Source organism: Ferdinandcohnia sp. Marseille-Q9671 (genome assembly GCF_976954385.1).
Map to the genome: position 1 here is coordinate 178,140 of NZ_CDRJTA010000002.1, position 23,989 is coordinate 202,128.

21 protein-coding genes and 1 pseudogene are annotated in these 23,989 nt (G+C 37.1%); 17 read left to right on the forward strand and 5 right to left on the reverse strand.

What is annotated here, in order from left to right; translation table 11 throughout:
- Positions 1 to 34: 34 nt before the first annotated feature.
- Together ACWNMY_RS12600 and tatC are read left to right on the forward strand one after the other, a co-directional pair.
- Entirely contained in the window at positions 35 to 226 is a 192-nt protein-coding gene (locus ACWNMY_RS12600) for a twin-arginine translocase TatA/TatE family subunit (protein WP_449538604.1), read from the forward strand.
- A 16-nt stretch (positions 227 to 242) separates the two neighbouring features.
- A complete protein-coding gene (tatC, locus tag ACWNMY_RS12605) occupies positions 243 to 992 on the forward strand; it encodes a twin-arginine translocase subunit TatC (protein WP_449538605.1) in 750 nt (249 codons plus the stop codon).
- Between the two features lie 56 nt (positions 993 to 1,048).
- Here the strand turns inward: tatC and ACWNMY_RS12610 are convergent, their stop codons facing one another.
- Both ACWNMY_RS12610 and ACWNMY_RS12615 read right to left on the reverse strand, forming a co-directional pair.
- Entirely contained in the window at positions 1,049 to 1,252 is a 204-nt protein-coding gene (locus ACWNMY_RS12610; RefSeq protein ID WP_449538606.1) for a YdiK family protein, read from the reverse strand.
- Positions 1,253 to 1,255: 3 nt separating this feature from the next.
- Positions 1,256 to 1,993 (reverse strand): CPBP family intramembrane glutamic endopeptidase, encoded by a 738-nt coding sequence (locus ACWNMY_RS12615; protein WP_449538607.1) that lies wholly within the window; start codon positions 1,991 to 1,993, stop codon positions 1,256 to 1,258.
- A 352-nt stretch (positions 1,994 to 2,345) separates the two neighbouring features.
- Here ACWNMY_RS12615 and groES point away from each other — a divergent pair, with 352 nt between their 5' ends.
- The 3 genes from groES (at position 2,346) to ltrA (ending at position 6,739) form a co-directional block, all read left to right on the forward strand.
- Complete coding sequence (groES, locus tag ACWNMY_RS12620) at positions 2,346 to 2,630, forward strand: co-chaperone GroES (protein ID WP_099355430.1); 285 nt, start codon at positions 2,346 to 2,348, stop codon at positions 2,628 to 2,630.
- A gap of 56 nt (positions 2,631 to 2,686) precedes the next feature.
- On the forward strand, positions 2,687 to 4,321 hold the full coding sequence (groL, locus tag ACWNMY_RS12625; RefSeq protein WP_449538608.1) for a chaperonin GroEL: 1,635 nt from the start codon (positions 2,687 to 2,689) through the stop codon (positions 4,319 to 4,321).
- A 981-nt stretch (positions 4,322 to 5,302) separates the two neighbouring features.
- Entirely contained in the window at positions 5,303 to 6,739 is a 1,437-nt protein-coding gene (ltrA, locus tag ACWNMY_RS12630) for a group II intron reverse transcriptase/maturase (RefSeq protein ID WP_449538609.1), read from the forward strand.
- A 100-nt stretch (positions 6,740 to 6,839) separates the two neighbouring features.
- Here ltrA and ACWNMY_RS12635 read toward each other — a convergent pair whose 3' ends face one another.
- The gene (locus tag ACWNMY_RS12635; protein WP_066400448.1) at positions 6,840 to 7,274 is read right to left on the reverse strand and encodes an Rrf2 family transcriptional regulator; all 435 of its coding nucleotides are present in this window, start codon (positions 7,272 to 7,274) and stop codon (positions 6,840 to 6,842) included.
- A gap of 204 nt (positions 7,275 to 7,478) precedes the next feature.
- On the opposite strand from ACWNMY_RS12635, the gene ACWNMY_RS12640 reads away from it, so the two are divergent.
- A complete protein-coding gene (locus tag ACWNMY_RS12640; RefSeq protein WP_449538610.1) occupies positions 7,479 to 8,342 on the forward strand; it encodes an SDR family oxidoreductase in 864 nt (287 codons plus the stop codon).
- 229 nt (positions 8,343 to 8,571) lie between these two features.
- Here ACWNMY_RS12640 and ACWNMY_RS12645 read toward each other — a convergent pair whose 3' ends face one another.
- On the reverse strand, positions 8,572 to 9,579 hold the full coding sequence (locus tag ACWNMY_RS12645) for a DUF3231 family protein (RefSeq protein WP_449538611.1): 1,008 nt from the start codon (positions 9,577 to 9,579) through the stop codon (positions 8,572 to 8,574).
- Positions 9,580 to 10,066: 487 nt separating this feature from the next.
- Positions 10,067 to 11,628: pseudogene (locus ACWNMY_RS12650) on the reverse strand (IS3 family transposase).
- Between the two features lie 384 nt (positions 11,629 to 12,012).
- Here ACWNMY_RS12650 and ACWNMY_RS12655 point away from each other — a divergent pair.
- The 11 genes from ACWNMY_RS12655 to ACWNMY_RS12705 all read left to right on the forward strand — a co-directional run bounded on the left by ACWNMY_RS12655 (position 12,013) and on the right by ACWNMY_RS12705 (position 23,804).
- Complete coding sequence (locus ACWNMY_RS12655) at positions 12,013 to 13,035, forward strand: NAD(P)/FAD-dependent oxidoreductase (protein WP_449538612.1); 1,023 nt, start codon at positions 12,013 to 12,015, stop codon at positions 13,033 to 13,035.
- 41 nt (positions 13,036 to 13,076) lie between these two features.
- A complete protein-coding gene (locus ACWNMY_RS12660) occupies positions 13,077 to 14,120 on the forward strand; it encodes an iron-siderophore ABC transporter substrate-binding protein (protein ID WP_449538613.1) in 1,044 nt (347 codons plus the stop codon).
- Between the two features lies 1 nt (position 14,121).
- Complete coding sequence (locus ACWNMY_RS12665; RefSeq protein ID WP_449538614.1) at positions 14,122 to 15,156, forward strand: FecCD family ABC transporter permease; 1,035 nt, start codon at positions 14,122 to 14,124, stop codon at positions 15,154 to 15,156.
- The gene (locus ACWNMY_RS12670) at positions 15,153 to 16,184 is read left to right on the forward strand and encodes a FecCD family ABC transporter permease (RefSeq protein WP_449538615.1); all 1,032 of its coding nucleotides are present in this window, start codon (positions 15,153 to 15,155) and stop codon (positions 16,182 to 16,184) included. Before ACWNMY_RS12665 ends, ACWNMY_RS12670 begins: the two co-directional genes overlap by 4 nt.
- Positions 16,184 to 16,999, forward strand: coding sequence for an ABC transporter ATP-binding protein (locus ACWNMY_RS12675; protein ID WP_449538616.1), 816 nt, complete (start codon positions 16,184 to 16,186; stop codon positions 16,997 to 16,999). The genes ACWNMY_RS12670 and ACWNMY_RS12675 overlap by 1 nt, the downstream gene beginning before the upstream one ends.
- A gap of 372 nt (positions 17,000 to 17,371) precedes the next feature.
- Positions 17,372 to 17,890, forward strand: a complete 519-nt coding sequence (locus ACWNMY_RS12680; protein ID WP_449538617.1) for a DoxX family membrane protein — start codon at positions 17,372 to 17,374, stop codon at positions 17,888 to 17,890.
- A gap of 291 nt (positions 17,891 to 18,181) precedes the next feature.
- Complete coding sequence (locus ACWNMY_RS12685; RefSeq protein WP_449538618.1) at positions 18,182 to 18,952, forward strand: divergent polysaccharide deacetylase family protein; 771 nt, start codon at positions 18,182 to 18,184, stop codon at positions 18,950 to 18,952.
- 264 nt (positions 18,953 to 19,216) lie between these two features.
- On the forward strand, positions 19,217 to 19,891 hold the full coding sequence (locus ACWNMY_RS12690) for a metal-dependent hydrolase (RefSeq protein WP_449538619.1): 675 nt from the start codon (positions 19,217 to 19,219) through the stop codon (positions 19,889 to 19,891).
- A 922-nt stretch (positions 19,892 to 20,813) separates the two neighbouring features.
- Complete coding sequence (locus ACWNMY_RS12695; RefSeq protein ID WP_449538620.1) at positions 20,814 to 21,413, forward strand: 50S ribosomal protein L25; 600 nt, start codon at positions 20,814 to 20,816, stop codon at positions 21,411 to 21,413.
- A 373-nt stretch (positions 21,414 to 21,786) separates the two neighbouring features.
- Positions 21,787 to 22,155 (forward strand): hypothetical protein, encoded by a 369-nt coding sequence (locus ACWNMY_RS12700; protein ID WP_449538621.1) that lies wholly within the window; start codon positions 21,787 to 21,789, stop codon positions 22,153 to 22,155.
- 638 nt (positions 22,156 to 22,793) lie between these two features.
- Positions 22,794 to 23,804 (forward strand): ABC transporter substrate-binding protein, encoded by a 1,011-nt coding sequence (locus ACWNMY_RS12705; RefSeq protein WP_449538622.1) that lies wholly within the window; start codon positions 22,794 to 22,796, stop codon positions 23,802 to 23,804.
- Positions 23,805 to 23,989: the final 185 nt, after the last annotated feature.

Here is a 23,989-nt window from a genome sequence, read left to right on the forward strand (position 1 = left end):
AATAGATGTTCACTATTGAGGAGGTGACTTGCAGATGGGAAGTCTTGGATTTGGTAGTATTTTATTGATTGTGTTTTTTGCGTTGTTAATTTTCGGACCAAAGAAATTGCCTCAATTAGGAAAAGCAGCAGGTAATACATTGCGTGAATTCAAAAACGCAACAAAAGGTTTAGCAGATGATGACGATGATGATGTAAAAAAGAACGACACTCAAGATGTGAAGTAATGATAGGATGAAACACATGAATGAAAAAGAAATGTCTGTCTTTGATCATATCGGAGAATTAAGAAAACGACTAATCTTTGTAGTTGTTTTCTTCTTCATTGTTGCGTTAGGCAGCTTTTTTCTTGCAGAACCATTGATTCTCTACTTACAAAATGCTGAGGAAGCTAAAGAACTAACAATGAATGCCTTCCGTATGACGGATCCAATAAAAATATATATGCAATTTGCCTTTATTATTGCGCTAGTTATCTCATCTCCTTTTTTACTGTATCAGCTATGGGCATTTATTAGTCCAGGGTTGTATGAGAAGGAAAGAAAGGTAACCTTAAGTTATATCCCTATATCTGTAGGATTGTTTTTAGTAGGGGTTTCATTCTCCTATTTTATTCTTTTTCCGTTTGTTGTGAACTTTATGACTCGATTGGCGGAACGTCTTGAAATTAATCAGGTAATAGGGATAAACGAGTATTTTCAATTCTTGTTACAACTAACTTTACCATTTGGTTTCTTGTTTCAGTTGCCAGTTATCATCATGTTTTTAACAAGGTTGGGATTAGTAACACCGATGTTTCTTTCTCAAATCCGTAAGTTTGCGTATTTCATTCTTTTAGTAATTGGAGGCTTAATTACCCCTCCAGAGTTGATTTCACATCTAATGGTGACTGTTCCATTATTTGGATTGTATGAAATCAGTATTCTCGTTTCGAAGAGTGCCTACAGAAAGGTATTGAAGGCAGAAATGCTAGCAGCTAATGGCATGGAGTAGCGAAAAGTGGAAGGGCGCCTAGAGCTAGTCATAAAAAATAACCTCTAAGACAGAGGTTATTTTTTTGTGACTTTTTTTATTTTACTGTGTAAGGCAAACATCCGGATTGCCACACCAAAATCAAAAGTTGCGACTAGTGCAAGAAGGATTGTGGAAAAGTTCCATATTGTGTCCGTAGCACTTCCAATCGCTATATAGGTAAAAAGAATGCCCATTAACGCGTATATGATGCCCATCGCAAAAGGTGAAGTTCTTCGCATAGACTAAAAGCCTCCAATAAATATCGATTGTAGCTTATCGGTTTCCTTCATAATCCTCTCTATATCATCTGCAAAAATCGTCTGTCCCACTACAACAAATGTGTTCATCGCAACATGTGCAAATATCGGAACGATAATCCGTTTTGTATGTACATAAAGGAATGCAAAGGTAAAGCCCATAGCAGTATAAATAAGAATGTGAGTGAAATCCATATGAACCACTGCAAAGATTAAGGAGCTAATCAGAGCAGAAATAAAGAAGCCAAATTTTTTATATAAGGACCCAAATATAATCTGACGAAAGATAATTTCTTCAAGGATTGGACCAATAATAGAAACAACAATCACCAGTAATGGCAGTGACTTTACAAGGGCCATAATTTCTTGGGTATTTTCAGAACCAGGCTCAATACCAAAAACATAAATTTCAATATTCGCTGCAAGAGCCTGCGCTGTCATAGCCATGAAGATACCTGCAATTGCCCAACCGAAAGCCTCCCCTCTGGAGGAACGTTCAAGGTTTTGGTGTCTTTCCCTTATATCTTGTCGTAATAAATATAAAACAATCGGGAGTGCAGCCACAAAACTAAAGATCGTCCAAAGAGAGATAATTGTATTTTTAGCAGTTTCAGGATCTAAATTATCCCCAACTCCCAAAAGTAAAAGAAGTGGAATACCGAGAGCACCTGAAAATTGCATGAGGATATACGTTAATATAACATACCAATATCTAGCTTTCATGTAAGTCTCCTTTAATTAAACGTTTTTATAAGCGATTTTGTTTCAAACTCTTATTCATGCTTTGTATTGTAACATATATTCATAACTATCTATTAGTATTATGCTAATCCAAATTTTCATAGAGGGAAATTTTTTAAATCTTATGGTTTAAATTTTTTATTCATGACATAGGATAGATAGGTGAGTCAATTTTGCTTGTACAAAAATAGAATCTTTTTTAGAAAATTCGATAGCAAATACTTGCAAAATAGAATCAGATTATTTAATATAATAATTGTGTTAGCACTCAAGTGGTTTGAGTGCTAATAATAAGAAAAAACATACTTACAATTATTTGAGGAGGTTGTTTCACTTGTTAAAGCCATTAGGTGATCGCGTTGTTATTGAACTAGTTGAATCAGAGGAAAAAACTGCAAGCGGAATTGTACTACCAGATTCTGCAAAGGAAAAACCTCAAGAAGGTAAAGTTGTTGCTGTAGGTACTGGTCGTGTACTAGACAGTGGTGAAAGAGTTGCTTTAGAGGTTGCGGTTGGTGATCGCATTATCTTCTCAAAATATGCTGGTACTGAAGTGAAATACGAAGGTACTGAATACTTAGTTTTACGTGAAAGTGACATTCTAGCTGTTATAGGATAATAGGAAAACAGCATTAAATATCATAGAATACTTATTATTTGAGGAGGGCTTACAAAATGGCAAAAGAAATTAAATTTAGCGAAGAAGCACGCCGTTCTATGCTACGCGGTGTAGATGCATTAGCAAATGCTGTAAAAGTAACATTAGGACCAAAAGGACGTAACGTGGTTCTTGAGAAAAAGTTCGGTTCACCTCTTATTACTAATGATGGTGTTACAATTGCAAAAGAAATTGAACTTGAAGATGCATTCGAAAACATGGGTGCTAAGCTTGTTGCTGAAGTAGCTAGCAAAACAAATGATGTTGCTGGTGACGGTACTACTACTGCAACAGTTCTTGCTCAAGCAATGATTCGTGAAGGCTTGAAAAACGTTACAGCTGGTGCGAACCCAATGGTAGTTCGTAAAGGAATTGAAAAAGCTGTAGCAGTAGCTATCGAAGAGTTAAAAGCAATCTCAAAACCAATCGAAGGCAAAGAATCTATCGCACAAGTTGCTGCAATCTCTGCTGCTGATGAAGAAGTAGGTCAATTAATTGCAGAAGCTATGGAGCGTGTAGGTAACGATGGTGTTATCACAATTGAAGAATCTAAAGGTTTCTCTACTGAACTAGAAGTAGTAGAAGGTATGCAATTTGACCGTGGATATGCTTCTCCATACATGGTAACTGATTCTGACAAAATGGAAGCAGTTCTTGAGAATCCATATGTGTTAATCACAGACAAGAAGATTTCTAGCATCCAAGAAATCCTACCAGTACTAGAGCAAGTGGTTCAACAAGGTAAACCATTATTACTAATCGCTGAAGATGTTGAAGGTGAAGCTCTAGCAACTCTAGTAGTGAACAAGCTTCGTGGTACTTTCAATGCAGTAGCTGTTAAAGCTCCTGGATTTGGTGACCGTCGTAAAGCTATGTTAGAAGACATTGCTATCTTAACTGGTGGTCAAGTAATCACTGAAGATTTAGGTCTAGACCTTAAATCAGCTGATATTACTCAATTAGGTCGCGCTTCTAAGATCGTTGTAACAAAAGAAAATACAACAATCGTTGAAGGTGCTGGTGAGTCTGACAAGATCGCAGCTCGTGTTAACAATATCCGTGTTCAAATGGAAGAAACTACTTCTGAATTTGACAAAGAAAAATTACAAGAGCGCCTAGCTAAACTAGCAGGTGGTGTAGCAGTAATCAAGGTTGGTGCTGCAACTGAAACTGAATTAAAAGAACGCAAACTTCGCATTGAAGATGCGCTTAACTCAACTCGTGCAGCAGTTGAAGAAGGTATTGTTTCAGGTGGTGGTACTGCACTTGTGAACGTATATAACAAAGTAGCTGCTATTGAATTAGCTGGTGACGAAGCAACTGGTGTTAACATCGTTCTTCGCGCATTAGAAGAGCCAGTACGTCAAATCGCACACAACGCAGGTCTAGAAGGATCAGTAGTTGTTGAACGCTTAAAAAATGAAGAAATCGGTGTTGGTTTCAACGCTGCTACTGGCGAATGGGTAAACATGTTCGACTCAGGTATCGTTGACCCAACTAAAGTTACTCGTTCTGCGCTTCAAAACGCAGCATCTGTATCAGCTATGTTCTTAACAACTGAAGCAGTAGTTGCTGATATCCCAGAACCAGCTGGTGCTGGTGGCGGAATGCCTGACATGGGCGGCATGGGTGGAATGGGCGGCATGATGTGATGACCGCTCAATCCCTTAATATATAAGGGTTTTGAAGTTATTTGCTAACAAAATGCTAACATAGGGTAAACATAAAAGAGGCTTCTTCAAAAGTTGATCCAACTTTTGAGAAGCTTTTTTGTATTTTATGTTCACCACATTCTCTCGGGTACACACTTACTAATTAACTCTTGTAATACGTAGTAGACTATTTACTGCGCAGAAAGAACCAACTGCTCATAGATTAGAAATTTAAGCAGTTCTTTACACTTGATTTGTTATTTTTAAGTATGATTTACTTTTGTGAAGTGCTTCACTTAAGGAAGAGAAAAGACATTCCTTTGGAATGTCTTTTTGTGCGACGGGCAGTCGCATAGAGTGTTGACCCAGTCGACACTCTTCTTTTCATTATCTGAAAGAGACGTCATTTCGGTGAAACGACTTGTCGACGATAAATGAATTCAATCCCAGATGGTGAAAATCCATCCCCGAGGAGACTGACCTAGCTTGGGAAGCCTAATATCTAGGGCAATACCGTGAGGTATTGTGTTGAAGGAGATGCGGAAAATCGAGAGACCCGTAGGCGACTAGGTAGACCCTAATGCAATAAGTGTGAAGCACGGCGGCGGGATAAGTTGGCGACTTTTCGAAAAGTGAGGAAGCCCACTTGAAGGCATTTTCTTTAGAAGTCAGACCGAGAAAATGTGACTTATTTCGTGATGGTGCAGGGTATGTCTAGAAGGGAAATGTGATGACCCCGTGAGGTCTCCACCTTACCGAACAGGCAGGGTTCTAGTCTATAAGGGTAATCCGAAGTGACGAAGAACGGGAGGAGAAGTCAGACATTCTCGTAGTACGGAAGTAACTTAATGACCATAACATTGAGTGAACGGAAGGGGAATGACCTATGGCTCCAAGCTATGAACGAGATGTAATGGAAACAATCAAGCTACTGCGGTAAAACCGTTTGAATGTACATCAAGGAAAGGCGTGGAATAAGCAATGAATCAAGAATGGAAATTTAAACTACATAGTGTATATGGACAACTTCTTTTTGACCGAAAACTGACTGAAAGTTTTCTGAAAGTGAAAGCTAACAATGGTGCTGGTGGAATAGATGGTGAGACAATAGATAGCTATGAAGTGAAACTTGAAGAAAATATCTTGAATCTTCTAGGGAAACTACGTGAGAAAACGTACCAACCCCAACCGGTTAAAAGAGTATACATTCCAAAGAAGGATGGGAAGAAACGTCCGTTAGGAATTCCAACCATAGAAGACCGTATAGTTCAACAGAGTCTGGTGAATGTCCTACAACCAAAATTTGAAGACCAACTTTTTCATAACTGGTCAGTAGGATACCGCCCTAATCGTGGGGTCAAAAGAGCCTTACAAATTATCTTGTGGAACATAGAACAAGGATACAATCATATTTATGATTGTGATATCAAGGGGTTCTTTGACAATATCCCCCACAAGAAACTTCTTTCAATACTAAAGAAGTATGTTTCAGACCGAACGGTCTTGAAGATGATAGAACAATGGCTTAAAGCAGGACATATGGAAGAAGGAAAGAGAATACATTCTGACTATGGGACTGTTCAGGGCGGAGTTATTTCACCTTTACTAGCCAATGTATATCTTAACGAACTGGATTGGGAATGGGATTTAAATGGGATACGCTTTGTACGTTATGCGGATGACTTTTTACTTTTTGCAAAGTCAAAAGAGGATATAAAGAAAGCCGCTGCAATAACAAAGGATAAATTGAAAGAACTTGGCTTAGAAATCTCTAAGGAAAAGACGAAAATTGTAGACTTTAAGAAAGAAAATTTTGATTTTCTAGGATTTACTTTTCACCATTGGAGAGAGGGAAAGAAAGATAAAAAGCCAGAATTTCATGTAACCCCGAAGGAACAATCCATTAAGGATTTTCGACTCAAGATAAAGGAGAAAACCCGAAAAACTCTCACTTTAAATAAGGAAGAGTGGATTAACCGGGTTAATCCAACTATCAGAGGGAAAGTAAACTACTATGTTACGATTGTGGATGCCATAAAAGAAAATATTAAGTTAAATATACCGAACCATTGTAAAACTAGGTGGGTTCGAAGAACCCTATTAGCCCTGGATGGTTACATAAGAAGAAGGCTAAGAGTAGCCTTCTTCTTATGTAACCATCCATCACAAATAACAGGGAAGAAGATGAATAGTCTCTGGAATAACTCGTTTTTTCTACAGATTAAGCTAATTCCTTCCTACTGGCTTTATTTAAACAAAGCATATGGATACACCAAAGAGCAGTATATTAATAACTTGACTAGAACAGCAAAACGACGATTACAGAATAAAATTAAACGTGCTAAAGAAAAAGGCGAGGAGTATTATACACCTCACCGACTCCAAAAGATGCAAAATGCCTGGAACGCGTCATCTTGATAACATTGTGAACAATATGCCATATTGGTAAGCCGTATGCCTTAATAGGGCACGTACGGTTTGATAAGGGGGAAGCCACGGAAGTGGTTTCCCTACTTTATTAACAGATATTTTCTTTAGCAGCAATGTCTCTCACAACATCTTCTAAAGTAACATTTCTTAAAACCTTCTCCATTGCCAATTGTGCAGCTGTGAATAATGGTTCAATTGTATTTTGTATGTTCCTTCCTACAAGACAATCAGGATGTGAACTTTCGTGTATGCTAAACAACTCTTTATCTTGTACAACATTCACTGCCTTATATACGTCGAACAAAGTGATACTAGATAATTTCTTTGCGAGTTTAGCACCTGCAATTCCCGGATTTACTTCTATCAAACCAGCTTTTTTTAACATCCCCATTAGTTTTCTTATAACGGCTGGGTTCGTATTAACACTCTTAGCTAAAAATTCAGAAGAAGTAACTCCTTCATTATTTAATTCAATTAGAGCCAATATATGAATTCCTACTGCAAATCGACTGCTGATGGACATGTTCAGTCACCGCCTCTATTAATTAATATTTATATTATTGTTTTTCTTCATCATGTAATTATTTTGATTACAAGTTTTATTATACCAAAATATAGCCAAAATAATATATATCATTTTACCTGTTGACAAAATGGTTACATGTAACTAAAATAAATACATGTAATCAATATTGTTACAGATAAAACGTAAACGGAGGGAATAGTAATGAAAATTTTAGTTACTGGAGCAACGGGAAAATTAGGTTCAAAAGTTGTAGAATCGTTATTGAAATCAGTACCTGCAAATAATCTGGTGGTGAGTGTCCGAAATCCAGAGAAAGCAAAAGACCTTCGTAAACGTGGAGTGGAAGTTCGTCAAGGCGATTTTGACCGTCCAGAAACATTAGATGATGCCTTTACAGGGATTGACCGCCTATTAATTATTTCAGCCGATGGTGACAATGAAACAAGAATTCATCAACATGCTAATGCTGTCCAAGCGGCTGAGCGTGCAGGGGTAAAATTTATTGCTTACACAAGTATTGCTAATGCAACAGAAAGTAAAAATTTAATGGCACCTCCTCATATAGCGACAGAAGCAGCCATCATTAAAACGGGTATTCCATATTCCTTCTTACGTAACAATTGGTATTTGGAAAACGAAGTCGGGAGCATCCAAGGGGTAATTGCAGGAGCCCCGTGGGTAACTTCGGCAGGAGAAGGAAAAGTAGGGTGGGCACTGCAACAAGATTATGCTGATGCCGCTGCAGCAGTTCTTGCTGGAAACGGCCACGAAAATACAGTGTATGAAATTTCTGGTCCTCTTTTAACTCAAGAGGAATTGGCATCAGCTCTTGGTAATGTATTGGGTAAAGAAGTTCCTGTACAACAAGTTAGTGACGAAAAATATGCTGAGATCATGAAAGGAATAGGGTTACCTGATTTTGTGATTCCTATTGTAGTAGGGATTCAAGAAAGCATTAGAAACGGTTCACTAGCAGTTGAAAGCAATGATTTCGAGAAAGTTCTTGGTCGTCCAGTTACGCCGATCAACGAAGCACTGATTCAACTTGTTAATCGAATTTCATAACATGAAAGAATTACAAGACCGACATTAAGTCGGTTTTTTTATTTGATGGAAAACTTTAAATTAACACCTTTTTGTCGAAAAAAATTAAAGTTTAGTGTTCTGCCACTAAAGGGAAGGTAATGGAATAATGGCTTTCATATATCTTGTACACTCACCATCTCTTAAAAGAGATTTGGTATACTCCTTTGAAAAACCAAAAAGCTACCGTACTTTGGTAGCTTAATTTTCTTTAGTCATGAGCAAGCTTATCCCTATTTAGTGCAACGGGAGGTTTCTCCATCCACTCATTATTTATCATAAAGGTTTTTATATTTTCTTCATATTGATACACATCTGCAATTATCTTTGCATATATAGTTTTTAAATCTTTTCGGATACTTACCGCTGCACTATATCCATAACTGGCGATACCATCACGATTAAGTTGGTCTAATAGATAAGCTATTAATTTATCTGAAAAAGGAGATGTTTTACAATCCAAAACATTTGTATCCCAGGTCATTGAAATAGGCAAATCATTTTGAACTAAAATATCACCTAATTTGTCTATAATATTTAAAGATAATTCTTTTCCATGTTGCAATAAACTTATTAATTGCTGATTAGATGTAGATTGTATAAATCCAATTAATAAGTTTTTACCAATATAATTCATAAAAACATTTTTGTGTAGCTCATTTGCTTCTCTTGCCGTTAATTCTCTATTATCATTAAAGAAATTACCCAAAAATCCTTTATTTGCAATTGGGTTTGTTTCATGAGTGGAGGTAATTGAAGGAGGTCTTACAAATACTCCCTTTTCCAATAGAATCGTTGTTGTACTTTCAAATAAACTTGAAACGTTTTTTAATTGTTCGTGGAAAAAATTGCGGATATCTTCCCTTACTGAATCCGATAGTGCCATACTTGTTAAGGACATTCCAATTTTAGACATATTATTTAAATAAAATAGTATAAAAACATCTGAATACATCTTAGGGGCATTTGGGTTTAAATCATCTTTAATGTTAAAGCCTTTAGGGATTGGATAGTTTTCACTTCGTAGAACAGATTCAAAAAATTGTAAAGAAGATTTAAAAATAGAACACGCCTCACTACAAAGAGATTTAACTTCTTCTAGTTCTGATGTTAAAGTAAGATACTCCATAACAACATTTGACATACTATTATTCATTAACTGTTCCCAACAGTGTGCTAACTCACCCGCAGTTAACTTTACAGCCTTTGTATTATCCATATAATCAATTCCTTTTTAAGATTTATTTTATTTTCTATAACAAGTATCTGGTATTTTTTTATCAATTATGTAATATTGCATGGAAAATTAATAATTTTTTGGTTTGATAAGGGATGTATCATAACTAAAAGGGCTTTTTCGAATATTCAGCAATGGGGGACTTTAAAAAGTTTGTGATTTGTTCAGGATGATGAGCGCTGCGGAGGTCATTTTTTTAATGGGACTAAATGGAAGTTTAGTTTAAGTATATTTCTACATAAAGTTAAAAAGTAAACTTCACCATTTTTTATTTTTAACAACTGAACGTTGATTCGGGAATATTGAACTTCGTTACCGGTGTTTGTCAAGAAAGTTGTCGCATATTCTAGTGTTATAGATTTCTAATTACTACCGCGCTTTGCTTGGTGGCCTTCACATCAAAGAACAGAATTCATCCTGTTCTTTGATGTGAAGGGAAAGGGCAGTTCAAGCTCTGTCGCAGTGGGGCTTATTTTGTTCCATCCTTTTCTATCTTGTCCTTCATTGGATTTAAAGCCACTGAATCATGTGCACTCCAGTCTCTAGTTGAGCGCGCCCAACGTTCTGGGTGCTTTTGTTTCGCTAGTTCATAAACCTCTTTTCGCTTTCTGAGTATCTCAATATGGGCACCTGTATGGCATTGTTCTGGTGTTACAAAGTTTATGCCACTGTGTAGATGAACGCAGTTATACCAATTCACAAATCCCAATGCCCATTCACGGGCAGCCTTAAGTGTTCCAAACCCCCTGTACGGGTATTCTGGTCGATATTTCAGAGTTCGAAACATGGCTTCAGAATAGGGATTATCATTACTTACTCTTGGTCTTGAATAAGAGCTTTGGACCCCTAACTTTTCAAGTAATACCTGAAATGTTGCGGCTTTCATTGGGCTACCATTATCGGAGTGTAAAACGAGTGGTTTTCCTTGGATTTTTTCACTTATAATTGTCTGCTTCATTAAATCTTCAGCGTGTTTTGCTTCCTCTGTTTCCCAAATCTCCCAACCTACAATTTTTCTAATAAAAATGTCAATAATTAAATAGAGTCGGTAAAACATGCCCTTCACCGGCCCTTTTAACCATGTAATGTCCCAGGTCCATACCTGGTTTGGAGCTACTGCTAAATGACTTTCTGGTAATCTTCGTTCGGGCTTTTTGCTTCTTCCCCGATGGTTTTGCATATTATGCTCACGAAGAACTCTATAAAAACTAGATTCAGAGGCAATATAAATACATTGATCCGCTAATTTTGGCACAATTTGAGTCGGTGGTAAGTCTACAAATTCCTCTTTTTTAACGACCTCTAATATCTCTTTTTTCTCCTCATTCGTTAATTTATTTTTTGGCTCTGGTCGTGTCACAAGGGGACGCTGATCCTCTTTAATTCCACCTTCCGAAATCCAGCGTTCATACGTGCGTACGCTAATGTTCAATTCATTACACGCCAGGGCTAATCGCGCACCGTTTTGGTTTGCTTCTTGGATGAGTTCTACTGCTAGTGCGCGATCCGACGGGCAAATCATTCGTCCTCTTGGTCCCCCCAGATCGCTTGGGCCTTTTTTCTGAGAAGTAATAAGGCTGCAGCTTCTGCTAGTGCTTTCTCTTTTTTCCGCAAGTCCTTTTCTAATGTTTTTGCCCGCTTTTTCTCGTCTTTCAATTCTTGATTCAACTGTTTTGATTGACTAGATTCGCGACCATTTGCATTTAGGCACGAAACTCGCCATGCTTCAATTTGCTCTTTATAAAGTCCTTTTTTGCGGCAATACTCCGCTAACTCCGCACTATTCATTGCGTATGTTTCCATGACAACGAGAAACTTATCTTCACTGCTCCATTGTTCAGATATTTGTCCATCTTCAGGTGTGGGGTTTCCAGCTAATCTAGCTTCCTTTCTCCACTTGTAAAGTGTGGGTTCAGTAATTCCCAACTCTTCACTTAATTGGCCTACAGATTCATTATTAGGGGGCATCATTCTCTTAACAATTTCTACTTTCTCTTCCTTTGTATATCTTTTACCATTATTACTTTTCATGTCGATCAACCTCCGTGTATGATTTAAACTATACACTAAAGTTCCCTACGACATCTATCCTAACAGAGGGGGATTTGTAAAATTAGTTAGAAATCTCAAAGTTATAATTGACATTGAAAATCATTATCAACTATACTATTAATTGATAATGATTTTCATTTATCTAAGAATGCATCAGACAACTTAGATCCTAAAAAATCTTTGTTGTAGATTAATTTTGTTATACGGAAATAAATGACTGGAATAATCGGCTTGTCATTATAAAACGACGCTTATTTCAAATGTATTGTTCCTACATAAATTTGTTCATGATTGACCAACTTGCTATTAAAAGTTTTTTTCTGACCATTACTACAAAAACACTTGGTACTTAAGGAGGTTCATATGGAGTTATTTGATGTAACGATTGTTGGTGGGGGTCCTGCGGGCTTATATAGTGCTTTTTATAGTGGTCTACGAGATATGAAAACTAAAATTATCGAGGTACAACCCGTCTTAGGCGGTAAAGTAAATATTTATCCTGAAAAGGTTTTGTGGGATGTTGGTGGACTTCCACCAATGCAAGCACAACAATTTGTTCAAAACTTAATTAAGCAGGCGAACACATTTTCACCAACGATATGTCTGAAGACTAAAGTGGAACAAGTAAAGAAACAGGATGATATTTTTGTTATAACAACGAGTCAAGGAGAAGTCCATTATTCCAAAACAATTATTGTTGCTGTAGGTGGAGGTATTTTAAATCCGATTAAGCTTGAATTGGAAGGCGCAGAAAAATATGAAATGACGAACTTACATTATACGATTTTAGGACTAGAACGCTTTCGTAATAAAAAAGTTCTTGTATCAGGTGGCGGAAATGGAGCGATTGACTGGGCGGTAGAACTCTTGTCAGTAGCCAAAGAAGTCGTTGTCATTTATCGCAAGGAACAAATAACTGCCCACGAGTCTCAGGTGAAGAAATTAAAAGAGCATGGTGTGCAAATTATGCTTAGTGCGGAAATTCAATCCTTAGTATCAAATGAAAATAAAACAGCGATTGAACATGTTGTCATTTCCCAAAATGGGATGCCGCAACAATTACAGGTTGATGATGTACTAATTAGTCATGGCTATAATCGAGAAATATCATTACTTTTCGATGATGATATCCAACCACTGCGTAAAGACGATTATTATCTAGTGAGTCAAGGCCAATGTAAGACTTCTGTTCCAGGAATCTATGGTGCTGGCGATATCGTTTTTTATGACGACAAAGTAAATTTATTGGTTGGTACCTTCCAAGATGCGGTGCTTGCAGTCAATAACGCATGTAGGTATATCAATCCGGAAGCTGATAAATATGCAATGGTATCATCTCATAATGAAAAGTTTGTAGAGAAAAATAAAGAGCTTATAAAAAAGTAAACTAGTAATTTTAAAAAAATATTTGATAGGTAGGGTTCAATATGAAAAACAAAAAAATATTTTTACTACTAACAGTAACCATTATTTCCATTCTTGCAATAGCAGGTTGCTCTAGCCAGACTTCAAATAATGAGGAAAAAGAAAAAGAGTCAGCAGCTTCAACTGAAACAAATTCAACATACCCAATTACCATTAAACATGCTCTAGGGGAGACTGTAATTGAAAGCAAACCAGAGCGAGTTGTAACCATTCAATGGGGAAATCATGATGTTGCGTTAGCGCTTGGAGTTGTGCCGGTAGGTTTCTCAGCTGCAAACTATGGTGTTCAAGATGAGAGTGGAATGCTACCTTGGACAGCAGAGAAATTAAAAGATCTTGGACAGGAAAATCCAACTATCTTTCAAGATACAGATGGGCTCGATTTTGAAGCTATTTCAGATGCTAACCCAGATGTCATTCTTGCCACATACTCAGGTATTACTCAAGAAGAATACGATACACTAAGTGAAATCGCACCAGTTGTTGCCTATCAAACTAGTCCTTGGGTAGCCTCATGGCGTGAACAGACCATTTATAATGCTATGGGGATGGGGATGGAAGAAGAAGGTAAGCAACTTGTTGCTGATACAGAGAAATTAATTGAAGAAAAAACATCAGTACATCCTGAAATAAAGGGTAAGAAGGCAGCATTCGTAAGTATTAGTCCTGCTGATTTATCAAAGTTCTACATATACTCACCAGAAGATCCACGTGGTGAATTCCTTACTGAATTAGGGATGGATTATCCTGAGAGTATTGCAAGTCAAATGACTGAGGGTAGTTTCTATATAGAAGTTAGTGCTGAAAATGCAGATATGCTTAACGATGCAGAAGTTTTGGTATCCTACGGTGATGATAGTACTCTTGCTGCTTTGCAGGCTGATCCAATATTTGGGAAGATACCAGCTATAGAGAGAGGTTCTGTAGTCATTATTGGAGATAATACCCCACTTGCTGCAGCAGGAACTCCAAACCCTCTTGCTATTCAATATTCAATTGATGAGTACGTAACTTATCTCTCAGAAGCTGTAAGTAAGTTGAAATAAAATGATGGATAAATCTGTAACTGTAAATAATCAGTTCCTTATACCGAAAAATTTCATAAAAGTATTGATCCTTTCCATGGCATTACTTGGTATAAGTTTATTGGCATCTTTTGCTTTCGGTTCTCGAATCGTTGGATGGAATGAACTAATGGATGGTTTATTCCATCCAGAAGTACATTCACATGGAGCAAATGTAGTTCGCCAAAGAATTGCTAGAACTGTATTTTGTGTGATGTGTGGTGCTGCATTAGGAATTTCTGGATCTTTGATGCAATCGGTCACTCGCAATCCTATTGCAGACCCTAGTATATTAGGGGTGAACACAGGAGCAGCTCTATTCGTCGTTTGTGGAATTTCCTTTCTGAATATTGGTAGTGCTAGTGAATATATTTGGCTTGCATTAGCAGGAGCTATTATAACTGCCATTATTGTTTTCGGAATTGGATCAATAGGGAATGGCGGTGCCACTCCTCTTAAGCTCGTTCTAGCGGGGGCCGCAACAAGTGCTGCTTTATCTTCTCTCGTTATGGCGATTATGATTCCTCGCTCAAATGTTATGGACCAATTTAGATTTTGGCAGGTTGGTAGTGTAGGGGCAGGAAGCTGGGACTCTATTACAATTTTTATTCCTTTTCTACTTATAGGAATGCTAATTGCTCTCTTTACGGCCCCAGCATTAAATGCACTAGCATTAGGAGATGAAGCTGCTTCGGGTTTAGGTGTACGAACAGGTACACTTAGATTGATTGCTGCTTTTGGTGGAGTTTTATTGTGTGGGGTAACAACAGCACTAGCAGGACCTATTGGTTTTATTGGGTTACTAGCTACTCACGTAATACGACTACTAATTGGTCCTGATCTACGATATGTTATCCCGATGTCAGCACTCTCAGGTGCCGTCATATTAATCATATCAGATGTATGTGGCAGACTTCTTGGTTCACCTGGTGAGCTTGAGGTTGGCGTGGTTACTGCATTTATTGGGGCTCCTATACTAATTGTAATAACTATGAAAGCGAAAATGCGTGCGTTATGATATATGAATCAATGAATCTTATCATGGAAGGTAGATCAAAGAGACGTCGTCGTTTTATAATTCTTACTTCAATCCTTGCAGTCATAGCTTTTGCCCTTTGCTGCGCCATGCTTATGCTTGGAAATACTATTTATCCTGCTAAAGATGTTATCCGTGTACTACTAGGCGAGGAAGTTAAAGGTGCATCATTTGCAGTCGGTACAATCCGTTATCCGAGAATGATTGCAGGTGTTTTTGCTGGTTTTGCTTTTGGAGTTTCTGGTTATGTATTCCAGACCATGTTACGAAATCCTTTAGCAAATCCAAATGTAATTGGAATAACCGCTGGTTCAAGTTCAGCTGCCGTTTTTTGTATCATTATTCTTCAGGCAAGCAATACGGTTGTCTCGTTTGCTTCCGTAATTGGTGGACTTGCTACAGTTTTAGTCATTTTTCTATTATCAAAAGGATCATCTTTTTCAATTGGAAGATTAATACTAGTAGGTATCGGAATTCAAGCTATGCTAGATGCTGTCATAGCTTACTTATTAATGATTGGTCAGGAACACGATATACCAACCGCGATGAGATGGCTAAGTGGAAGTCTAAATGGCTCTAAAATGGAAACTCTCTATCCCCTAATCGTTACCGTTCTCATCTTCACACCAGTTATCGTCGCACTTGGGCAACGGTTAGAACTATTAGAACTTGGGGAGCAAGCAGCCACATCGCTAGGAATCAATACGGATAAGACAAGGCTTGTTCTTATTATCAGTTCTGTTCTTATTATTGCATTAGCAACCGCTACAACAGGACCCATCGCCTTTGTTGCATTCCTTTCTGGACCAATAGCAAGGAGGCTCGTTGGCGTTGGTTTTTCAAATGTAATTCCTGCAGGTCTTGTGGGAATCATTTTAGTTTTAGCATCAGATCTGATTGGACAATTTGCATTCGTTGCTAGATATCCTGTCGGGGTTATTACAGGTATTATTGGAGCTCCATACTTGATCTACTTGCTATTCCGAATGAACCGAAAGGGAGATTTATAATGAAAGCGACACATACTTTCCAAGCTGAAGAAATTACTGCTGGATATGATAATAGAATGATACTTCATGATGTAAGTATGAATATACCTAGTAATAGGATAAGTATTATGATCGGAGCCAACGGTTGTGGCAAATCTACCCTGCTTAAAACGATGGCTAGATTGATTAAGCCTACTTCTGGGAGAGTTACGTTGAACGGAAAACCTATTAATAAAATACCACCAAAACAGTTGGCTAGAGTGTTAGGCCTTTTACCACAAACACCTATTGTTCCTGAGGGAATAACAGTTGCAGATCTAGTAGGAAGAGGAAGATTTCCGCACCAAACCCTTCTAAAAGGCTGGACAAAAAAGGATTATGAGGCGGTTGCTGAAGCAATGGAGATTATGAAAATTACCGAATTTTCTGGTCGAAATATCGATGAACTTTCAGGCGGTCAAAGACAACGGGTATGGATTGCTATGGCTCTGGCACAACAAACAGATATTCTGTTTCTTGATGAACCTACCACATATTTAGATATTACTTATCAAGTTGAAATTCTAGACTTACTGACGGATCTAAATCGAAAACATGGAACAACAATAGTTATGGTTCTTCATGATATCAACCTATCCGCACGTTATGCAGACCATATCTTTGCTCTTCATTCAGGTAAACTTGTCGCAGAGGGGGAGCCATCAAAGGTTATTACAAGTCAATTGATTGAAGACATTTTTGGTCTTCAGTGCACTGTAGTAAGAGACCCCGTGTCGGACTCCCCTTTTGTGGTTCCAATTGGCCGATATCATAATAATGTAAGAATGCGCTCTTAAATACAGAATACTATTCCCGCGAAGCACTTTTCTTCACAAAAAACCATTTCCATTTAAAATCAGGAAATGGTTTTTTGTCGTTGTTATAATTTTCGTATAAAGACTTTCAGTTAACATACGAGAAGACCTACAAGTTTGTCACCATTACCTTAGGAAAGTTCGAAGTTTTAATATCCACCTGTCCAATGGTCCTCAGGTTGTTATAAGTTAGTAGGCATGATATAACTTTCCTCTCTGACACAATTCATTCATAAAATGATGAACAGATTGTGAATTTCTTCACATTATTATTGTGAAATGATTCACAATGTAGTAAAGTATAGACATAGAGATAAAACAAATAAAAAAGCTTTCCTAAGGAGAGGATTCAAGATGATGAACAAATTTATTAGAGAAAACCGTTGGGCTGCTGGTATTTTAACACTATTACGTGTTTACCTTGGATGGCACTGGATGACAGCTGGATGGGGGAAGATAACAGGTGGATTTGATGCAGGTGGATTTCTAGGTAACGCTATAACTAATCCTGTAGCAGATAAAGCAACTGGAGCGGCTCTTTATCCAACATACAATGCATTTATCGAAGGTTTTGCACTTCCAAACGTCGAGATAATCAATTTCTTAATTCCATGGGGCGAGTTCCTTGTAGGAGTAGGATTACTAGTTGGATGCTTAACCACTGCGGCTATGTTCTTCGGTCTAGTAATGAACTTCATGTTTATGTTCGCTGGCACAGTGAGCACGAACCCTTTGATGATTCTTCTAGGAGTTATCGTTCTTGCAGCTGGAGCAAACGCAGGAAAATTCGGAGCTGACTACTACGTACTACCGTATCTAAAAAAATTAACTAAAATTGGTGCTAACAAAGAAACTACAACTAACGTTGCTTGATCTCTCTATTGCCCCAGATTCCCTCGTCACATTAGATGATGAGGATGGGGACTTTTTGAGGATAATATAAATAATAACATACAGTTGCGCTGAAGCTTTAAATAGCTTCAGCGTTATTTATTAGTCGGGAAACTTTTTTTATTCGAGACTTTCACATGAACCCGCGTTATTTTTCATATCACTCATTTTTCTGGGACTATATCCATGAAGAGAATACAAATTTGGTTATATTAAGATAAATGAATTGGTTGTAAAAGGGAATACTACTGAAAAAAAGTGAGGAATGTATTTATGAGAATCTGGATTTGTAGTTTCTTCTTGCTTTTTTTATTTATTCCACAAGGTTTAGCAGAAACTTCTCCACCTAAGAACAAGTTAGCCATTGTCATTGATGATTTAGGCAATGAGATGAAGGGAACAGAAGAAATGCTCAAGCTACCCGTTAAGCTGACTGTTGCCATCATGCCGTTTATGCCTTCAACAAAAGAAGATGCGGAGCTTGCACATCAATATGGACATGAGGTGATTCTTCATTTACCAATGGAGCCGAAACGGGGTAAGAGGTTTTGGCTTGGTCCAGGGGCCATAACAACCGATTTAAGTGATGATGAGGTCAGAAAACGGGTGGAAGATGCTATTAAGGATGTACCACATCTTGTAGGTGTCAATCATCATATGGGTTCGAAAGTGACTGAAGACGAAAGAGTAATGAGAATTGTTCTAGAAGTGTGTAAGGAAAACGGTCTATTCTATCTAGATAGTATGACCTCGAGCAAAAGCGTTGTTGAAAAATTGGCCAAAGAAATGAATGTTCCCTATTTAGAAAATGATTTATTTTTTGATGAAGTCTACACAACAAGGCATATTTCTAAGCAAGCAAATTTAGTAACCAAAAAAATTCCGAAGGATGAACAACTAATAGCCATCGGACATGTTGGAATTACTGGGCCAAAGATGGTGACTGTGTTAAAAGAATATATTCCTGTCTATGAAAAAAGGGCAAAGATTGTTCCACTATCCGATTTAATCGAGGAGCATATATTGCTAGAAGATCTTCCGTAATAGATAGAGACTGGGGGTATCCCTAGTCTCCTTTTTTTGTCTATACATACCAAATAGATATATGGAAGAATGCAATGAATAATAGTGCCAACTATTCATTGAAATCGAACGGAACCAACCTATAAACTTATATAGTAAGAGAAAAGGCATGGTGGTATCTTATGAGGTACGTTATTGGAAGAGTTCTAGGCACTTAAGATTCTAGTTTTACAGATTCTTACTTACTTCCGATTAGTAAGAAAAATACAACAAAGAGGTGGCAGCATGAAAGGTAGAACTCATTTAGCAATAGGGTTAGGAATAGGAGCAGTGGCATCTGTTAGCCAAACAATTGAAGCATTGCCTGTCATTTTAGTTGCAACAGGTGTGGCGTCCCTAGCTCCTGATTTAGATGGGAATAATCTATTAAATAAACGCGTAACTAAGACAGCAAAGCTTATTAAGAAAGGCGGATTATTTGTCGGTGTTGCAATAATGGTCATGTCTTTGGTGGCATACTTTTTAGATTTGAGTTTTTTGTCTTTCCTAGATCAAAAATGGTTTTCGCAACAAAATATACTTCTGCTTTTTGGGTGGGGAGCCGTTATGATCGGTCTTTCTCTGAAGAGCCAGGAAACATTGAAAAATATTCTAATGAGTATCTTAAGTTTAGCCCTCCTTTACTATGCATTTACGAATGAGATATGGTGGTTGGTTCTGTTTGCCTTTTACATAGGAGCAGCAGGGTGGTTTCCGCACAGGGGGTTCACACATACGATTTGGGCCATTGCCTATTGGTGGTATATGTCATATTTATTGGAACGTAGTATTGGAGTGGACAGTTTGGCTCTTATTTCCACGATTGCTTATCTTTCGCATATTTTAGGAGATATGCTAACGAAAAAAGGGGTTAAATTCCTATCACCTCTTACCAATAAAGTATTCAGGTTCCGTGTTTAATTAGATACTTTTGAGTGGGGTTAAGTTTACGAGGATTATGTCTTATTACAAAGCAGGTATTACGGAGATGAGTAAGTAATTTGTCGAATATGAAGTTTTTTTTACCGTTTTCTGGATGTTGCGCATGCAATCCTAGTACTCAATCTAATAAATGCATGCGTAAATCGTATTTGCGCATGGTTTGATAGATTTATTCTGGAGAAACCATTCACAAGTGGATAAAAGTTCCAAAAAGTGTCGATTATAAAGCCCCCCTTTACCAACTTTTGGGTGTTGGGCATGCAATCCTAGTACTCAATCTAATAAATGCATGCGTAAATCGTATTTGCGCATGGTTTGATAGATTTATTCTGGAGAAACCATTCACAGGTGGATAAAAATCCCAAAAAGTGTCGATTATAAAGTTGTTCTTACCATTTTCCGGATGTTGCGCATGCAATCCTACTACTCAATCTATCAGATGCATGCGTAATTCGTATTTGAGCATGGTTTGATAGATTTATTCTGGAGAAACCATTCGCAAGTGGTTAAAAGTTCCAAAAAGTGTTGATTTTAAAGCCGACTTCACCAGCTTCTGGATGTTGCGCATGGTTTGAATAAGCTTAGCATAGCCAAATTGCAGAAGAGTTGGATTAAAAAGAGCAGTCTGACGCCAAGCTATGCTACTTCTTTACCCAAATTGTCCAAATGATATTCATTGGTTAATCCGAACTTTTCCATCTGTTCAGGTAGGGGAGATACACATTTTTCCACTGGGGGATTGTACACGGGAACTGGCTTCTTGTCTAAGCAAGCCTTTTACATGAAATAAAAGAATGGATTCGATATACTAGTACTATAAGTAATTCTAATATTACTTATAGTATATTTTTTATAAAAACTAATGTGTAAGATGTAAGGCTATTAGAAAGGTGGAAATGAAATGAGTACGTTAGTAGCTAAAAAAAGGAAAGAAATTAAAAAATCTACATTGAAAAAAATGAGAAATGAAGGGGGAATACCTGCGGTTGTTTATGGAAGTGATATTGATACAGAGTCTATTATAATAAATAACATTGAATTAAGAAATGTAATAAAGGATGTTGGAAGAAATGGTATTTTCTCTTTAAATCTTGATGGGAATTCAAAAAATGTTATTTTAAGAGATTACCAAAAGGACCCTGTAACAAAGGAAATTCTACATGTGGATCTTCTCCATGTAGAAAAAAATACTGAAATTGTAACAAGAGTTAGTGTAATGCTGAAGGGAACGTCGAATGGAGAGAAAGTTGGTGGAATTGCTAAACAGTTTATTCACGAATTAGATATCACAGCGAAAGCGAATGATCTCCCTGACCATTTTGAGATCGACATCACTGAATTAGAAATTGGCCAATCCGTTCGAGTAGCAGATGTTAAAAAAGAATATAGTAACTGTACAATCAACCATGAGAATGATGAAACAATTGTGGTGATTGATTATGTAAAAGTTCAGAGAGATGAAGAGGAAGAAATAAATGAAGTTGAAGTTTCGGGCGTCTAATCCTGCAATCTAACCTGGTAAGTTGAATATAGGACTATAAGACAACCCAAAACTGTGAAACATAATACTTTTTAATACGCAGTATTATGCCGTTTATTAGTGTAAATAAAACAAATAACGATAGCAATACTTTTGTGAAAAAATATTTTTATAGGTCTAGAGTAGAAGCATTTTTTGATCTTCTGCTATGGACCTTTTTTTGTGAAATATATTCTAATGAAAGTTTGCACTTGTGATTGTTGACCTATACGTAGAAGGGATGACTACCCTTAATCGATGAAAAGACTAGAGGGGGGCCAATTTTTTATATAGTATGCTACAATGAAACTATATACTCTAAATTCCATATTATGAAATTATTGGAGGTCAGGGGATGGACATTATTTTTACATATGTAGTGACTTTAATTGCTATAGGTATTTCAGTGTTTATTTCACTTTTCTTCAAGGCTGAACTAGAGCGTATGTTTCGAGAGAAAACCAGCGTCATCACTTTTCACATATGTAATGTGCTCATTGTTTTAATGGTGTCGTTCGCGTTTCATGCCGTATTTACTATCTATATATTCGAGAATGAACTGAATCTGTTGTTACAATTAGTTATAAATGCTCTCATAATTCTACCCATATATTTGGTCGGGAACTTCATATTTGAAAAAAATAAATACAAGTTTAGAAAATACATGCCTGCCGAGGGCGGAAAAGTGCTTGTGATTAATGAAAAGTATTTAAAGAAGAGATAAATGTCCAGAATCACAACTTGAGATTCTGGTTTTTTTGTGCCGTTTATCGTTGAATTTTTCACATGGTTACAATCGCAAATATGATAAAAGTAGTATCATCATACTACATATAGTATATTTTTATGAAAATACTAATAATTCTAGCATATTTGGAGGATGGGAGAGGATATGGGAGTATCTATGAAGGATAAACCATAATTTTCCCTTAATATTGCTTAACAAAGAAATATGCTGATTAATCATAGAATATGCAAGATTATCGGGTTTGTCCTACGTTTACTATTCCTCTATACTTTTACTATAACCCTGTTACCACCACTAATGAACTAATTTTTATCCTATATCCTCTTAGGTCAAAAGAAGTATCCTCAACCATTCATATAAACGAAAATGTAGCCATAAAAGTCCTCTACATCTTACGTCTAACTGAATAATGTCTTGTTTTAATACCATCCTATTGTTCGTAAAATTCTAATGAAAACGCCAAAAAGGATTGTTGTTAAAAAATAATGAGGAAAATATGGGTGCTTAAAAATGAATGAATGTTCATTTCTGGGAGTATAAGTGTGTGTTTTCGGGGTAAACAAATCGGTTTACTTAAAAATAATTAAGATAAAGAAAAAGGGGAGTAATTACGTATGAGACAAAAGCTATTTACACTGCTGTTGGTCTTACTACTTGCTTTAGTGGGTTGTAGTAGTGAAGGATCTTCAGGTGATGGAGAAACAAAGAAAATTGATAAAATTGTGCTAGCTGATGCTGGTTGGGATAGTATTCGCTTCCATAACAGTATAGCGCAAAGAATCCTTGAAGAAGGGTATGGCTACGAAACAGAAGTAACAGCGGGATCAACTGCTGCAACGTTGGAAGGTTTCCGTCAAGGTGACATTAATGTCTACTTGGAAATATGGACTGATAATGTTAAGGATCTTTATAAAGAAATGATTGATTCTGGAGATATTATTAAAACTTCTACAAACTTTGATGATAATACACAAGGATTTTACGTTCCGACGTATGTAATTGAAGGAGATAAAGAGAGAGGGATTGAACCTCTAGCTCCAGATTTAAAAACAGTGGAAGATTTGAAAAAATACCCTGAAGTTTTCCCTGATCCAGAGGATTCTAGCAAGGGTCGTATTGTAGGTGCACCTACTGGTTGGGCAGTTGGTGAAACAATGGCAGCCAAAGTAGACACATATGGTTTAGGAGATACCTTTAACTATATTAGTCCTGGTTCAGATTCAAGTGCAGTGGCAACTCTTGTTGATGCATACGAAGCAGGCGAAGGTTGGGTAGGGTATTATTGGTCACCAACATGGGTAACTGCCAAATATGACCTAACACTATTAGAGGAACCTGAATTTAACGAAGAACAATGGAATGAGGACTATGGAACTGCTTTCCCACCGAATGATGTTGTCGTTGCAGTTCATAAAGATATGCCTGAAGCTGCCCCTGAAGTTGTAGAGTTTCTTGAAAATTATGAAACTAGTAATGATTTAACAGAAGAAGCTTTAAAATATATGAACGAAAATGAAGCTGATGCCGATGAGGCTGCTCAATGGTGGATGAAGGAACACGAAGATATTTGGACAACGTGGATTCCTGAGGATATTGCCGAAAAGGTAAAAAGCTCATTAGAGTAAAATGAGAAAAAGCAAGGTGTCGTCTATCGGTGACAAACATAAGCGATTAGCTTATGAAATCAATCGAAGATGCAAAAAGACATAGTAACCAGACACGTAGTAGTTGGCATCTGTCAACTACTACTGTTTTCTTGAAAATTTGTCGAAAAAGATTGTGTTTTGTAATACAAGTTAAATTTAAGTGA

Coding starts and splice junctions, on each gene's coding strand:
- ACWNMY_RS12645 (WP_449538611.1), bottom strand. CDS start 9,579: ATGGATAATACAAAGGCTGTAAAGTTAACTGCGGGTGAGTTAGCACAC.
- ACWNMY_RS12700 (WP_449538621.1), top strand. CDS start 21,787: ATGGACATTATTTTTACATATGTAGTGACTTTAATTGCTATAGGTATT.
- tatC (WP_449538605.1), top strand. CDS start 243: ATGAATGAAAAAGAAATGTCTGTCTTTGATCATATCGGAGAATTAAGA.
- ACWNMY_RS12640 (WP_449538610.1), top strand. CDS start 7,479: ATGAAAATTTTAGTTACTGGAGCAACGGGAAAATTAGGTTCAAAAGTT.
- ACWNMY_RS12685 (WP_449538618.1), top strand. CDS start 18,182: ATGAGAATCTGGATTTGTAGTTTCTTCTTGCTTTTTTTATTTATTCCA.
- ACWNMY_RS12690 (WP_449538619.1), top strand. CDS start 19,217: ATGAAAGGTAGAACTCATTTAGCAATAGGGTTAGGAATAGGAGCAGTG.
- ACWNMY_RS12600 (WP_449538604.1), top strand. CDS start 35: ATGGGAAGTCTTGGATTTGGTAGTATTTTATTGATTGTGTTTTTTGCG.
- ACWNMY_RS12680 (WP_449538617.1), top strand. CDS start 17,372: ATGATGAACAAATTTATTAGAGAAAACCGTTGGGCTGCTGGTATTTTA.
- ACWNMY_RS12660 (WP_449538613.1), top strand. CDS start 13,077: ATGAAAAACAAAAAAATATTTTTACTACTAACAGTAACCATTATTTCC.
- ACWNMY_RS12665 (WP_449538614.1), top strand. CDS start 14,122: ATGATGGATAAATCTGTAACTGTAAATAATCAGTTCCTTATACCGAAA.
- ACWNMY_RS12675 (WP_449538616.1), top strand. CDS start 16,184: ATGAAAGCGACACATACTTTCCAAGCTGAAGAAATTACTGCTGGATAT.
- ltrA (WP_449538609.1), top strand. CDS start 5,303: ATGAATCAAGAATGGAAATTTAAACTACATAGTGTATATGGACAACTT.
- ACWNMY_RS12610 (WP_449538606.1), bottom strand. CDS start 1,252: ATGCGAAGAACTTCACCTTTTGCGATGGGCATCATATACGCGTTAATG.
- ACWNMY_RS12670 (WP_449538615.1), top strand. CDS start 15,153: ATGATATATGAATCAATGAATCTTATCATGGAAGGTAGATCAAAGAGA.
- ACWNMY_RS12695 (WP_449538620.1), top strand. CDS start 20,814: ATGAGTACGTTAGTAGCTAAAAAAAGGAAAGAAATTAAAAAATCTACA.
- ACWNMY_RS12615 (WP_449538607.1), bottom strand. CDS start 1,993: ATGAAAGCTAGATATTGGTATGTTATATTAACGTATATCCTCATGCAA.
- groL (WP_449538608.1), top strand. CDS start 2,687: ATGGCAAAAGAAATTAAATTTAGCGAAGAAGCACGCCGTTCTATGCTA.
- ACWNMY_RS12705 (WP_449538622.1), top strand. CDS start 22,794: ATGAGACAAAAGCTATTTACACTGCTGTTGGTCTTACTACTTGCTTTA.
- ACWNMY_RS12635 (WP_066400448.1), bottom strand. CDS start 7,274: ATGTCCATCAGCAGTCGATTTGCAGTAGGAATTCATATATTGGCTCTA.
- ACWNMY_RS12655 (WP_449538612.1), top strand. CDS start 12,013: ATGGAGTTATTTGATGTAACGATTGTTGGTGGGGGTCCTGCGGGCTTA.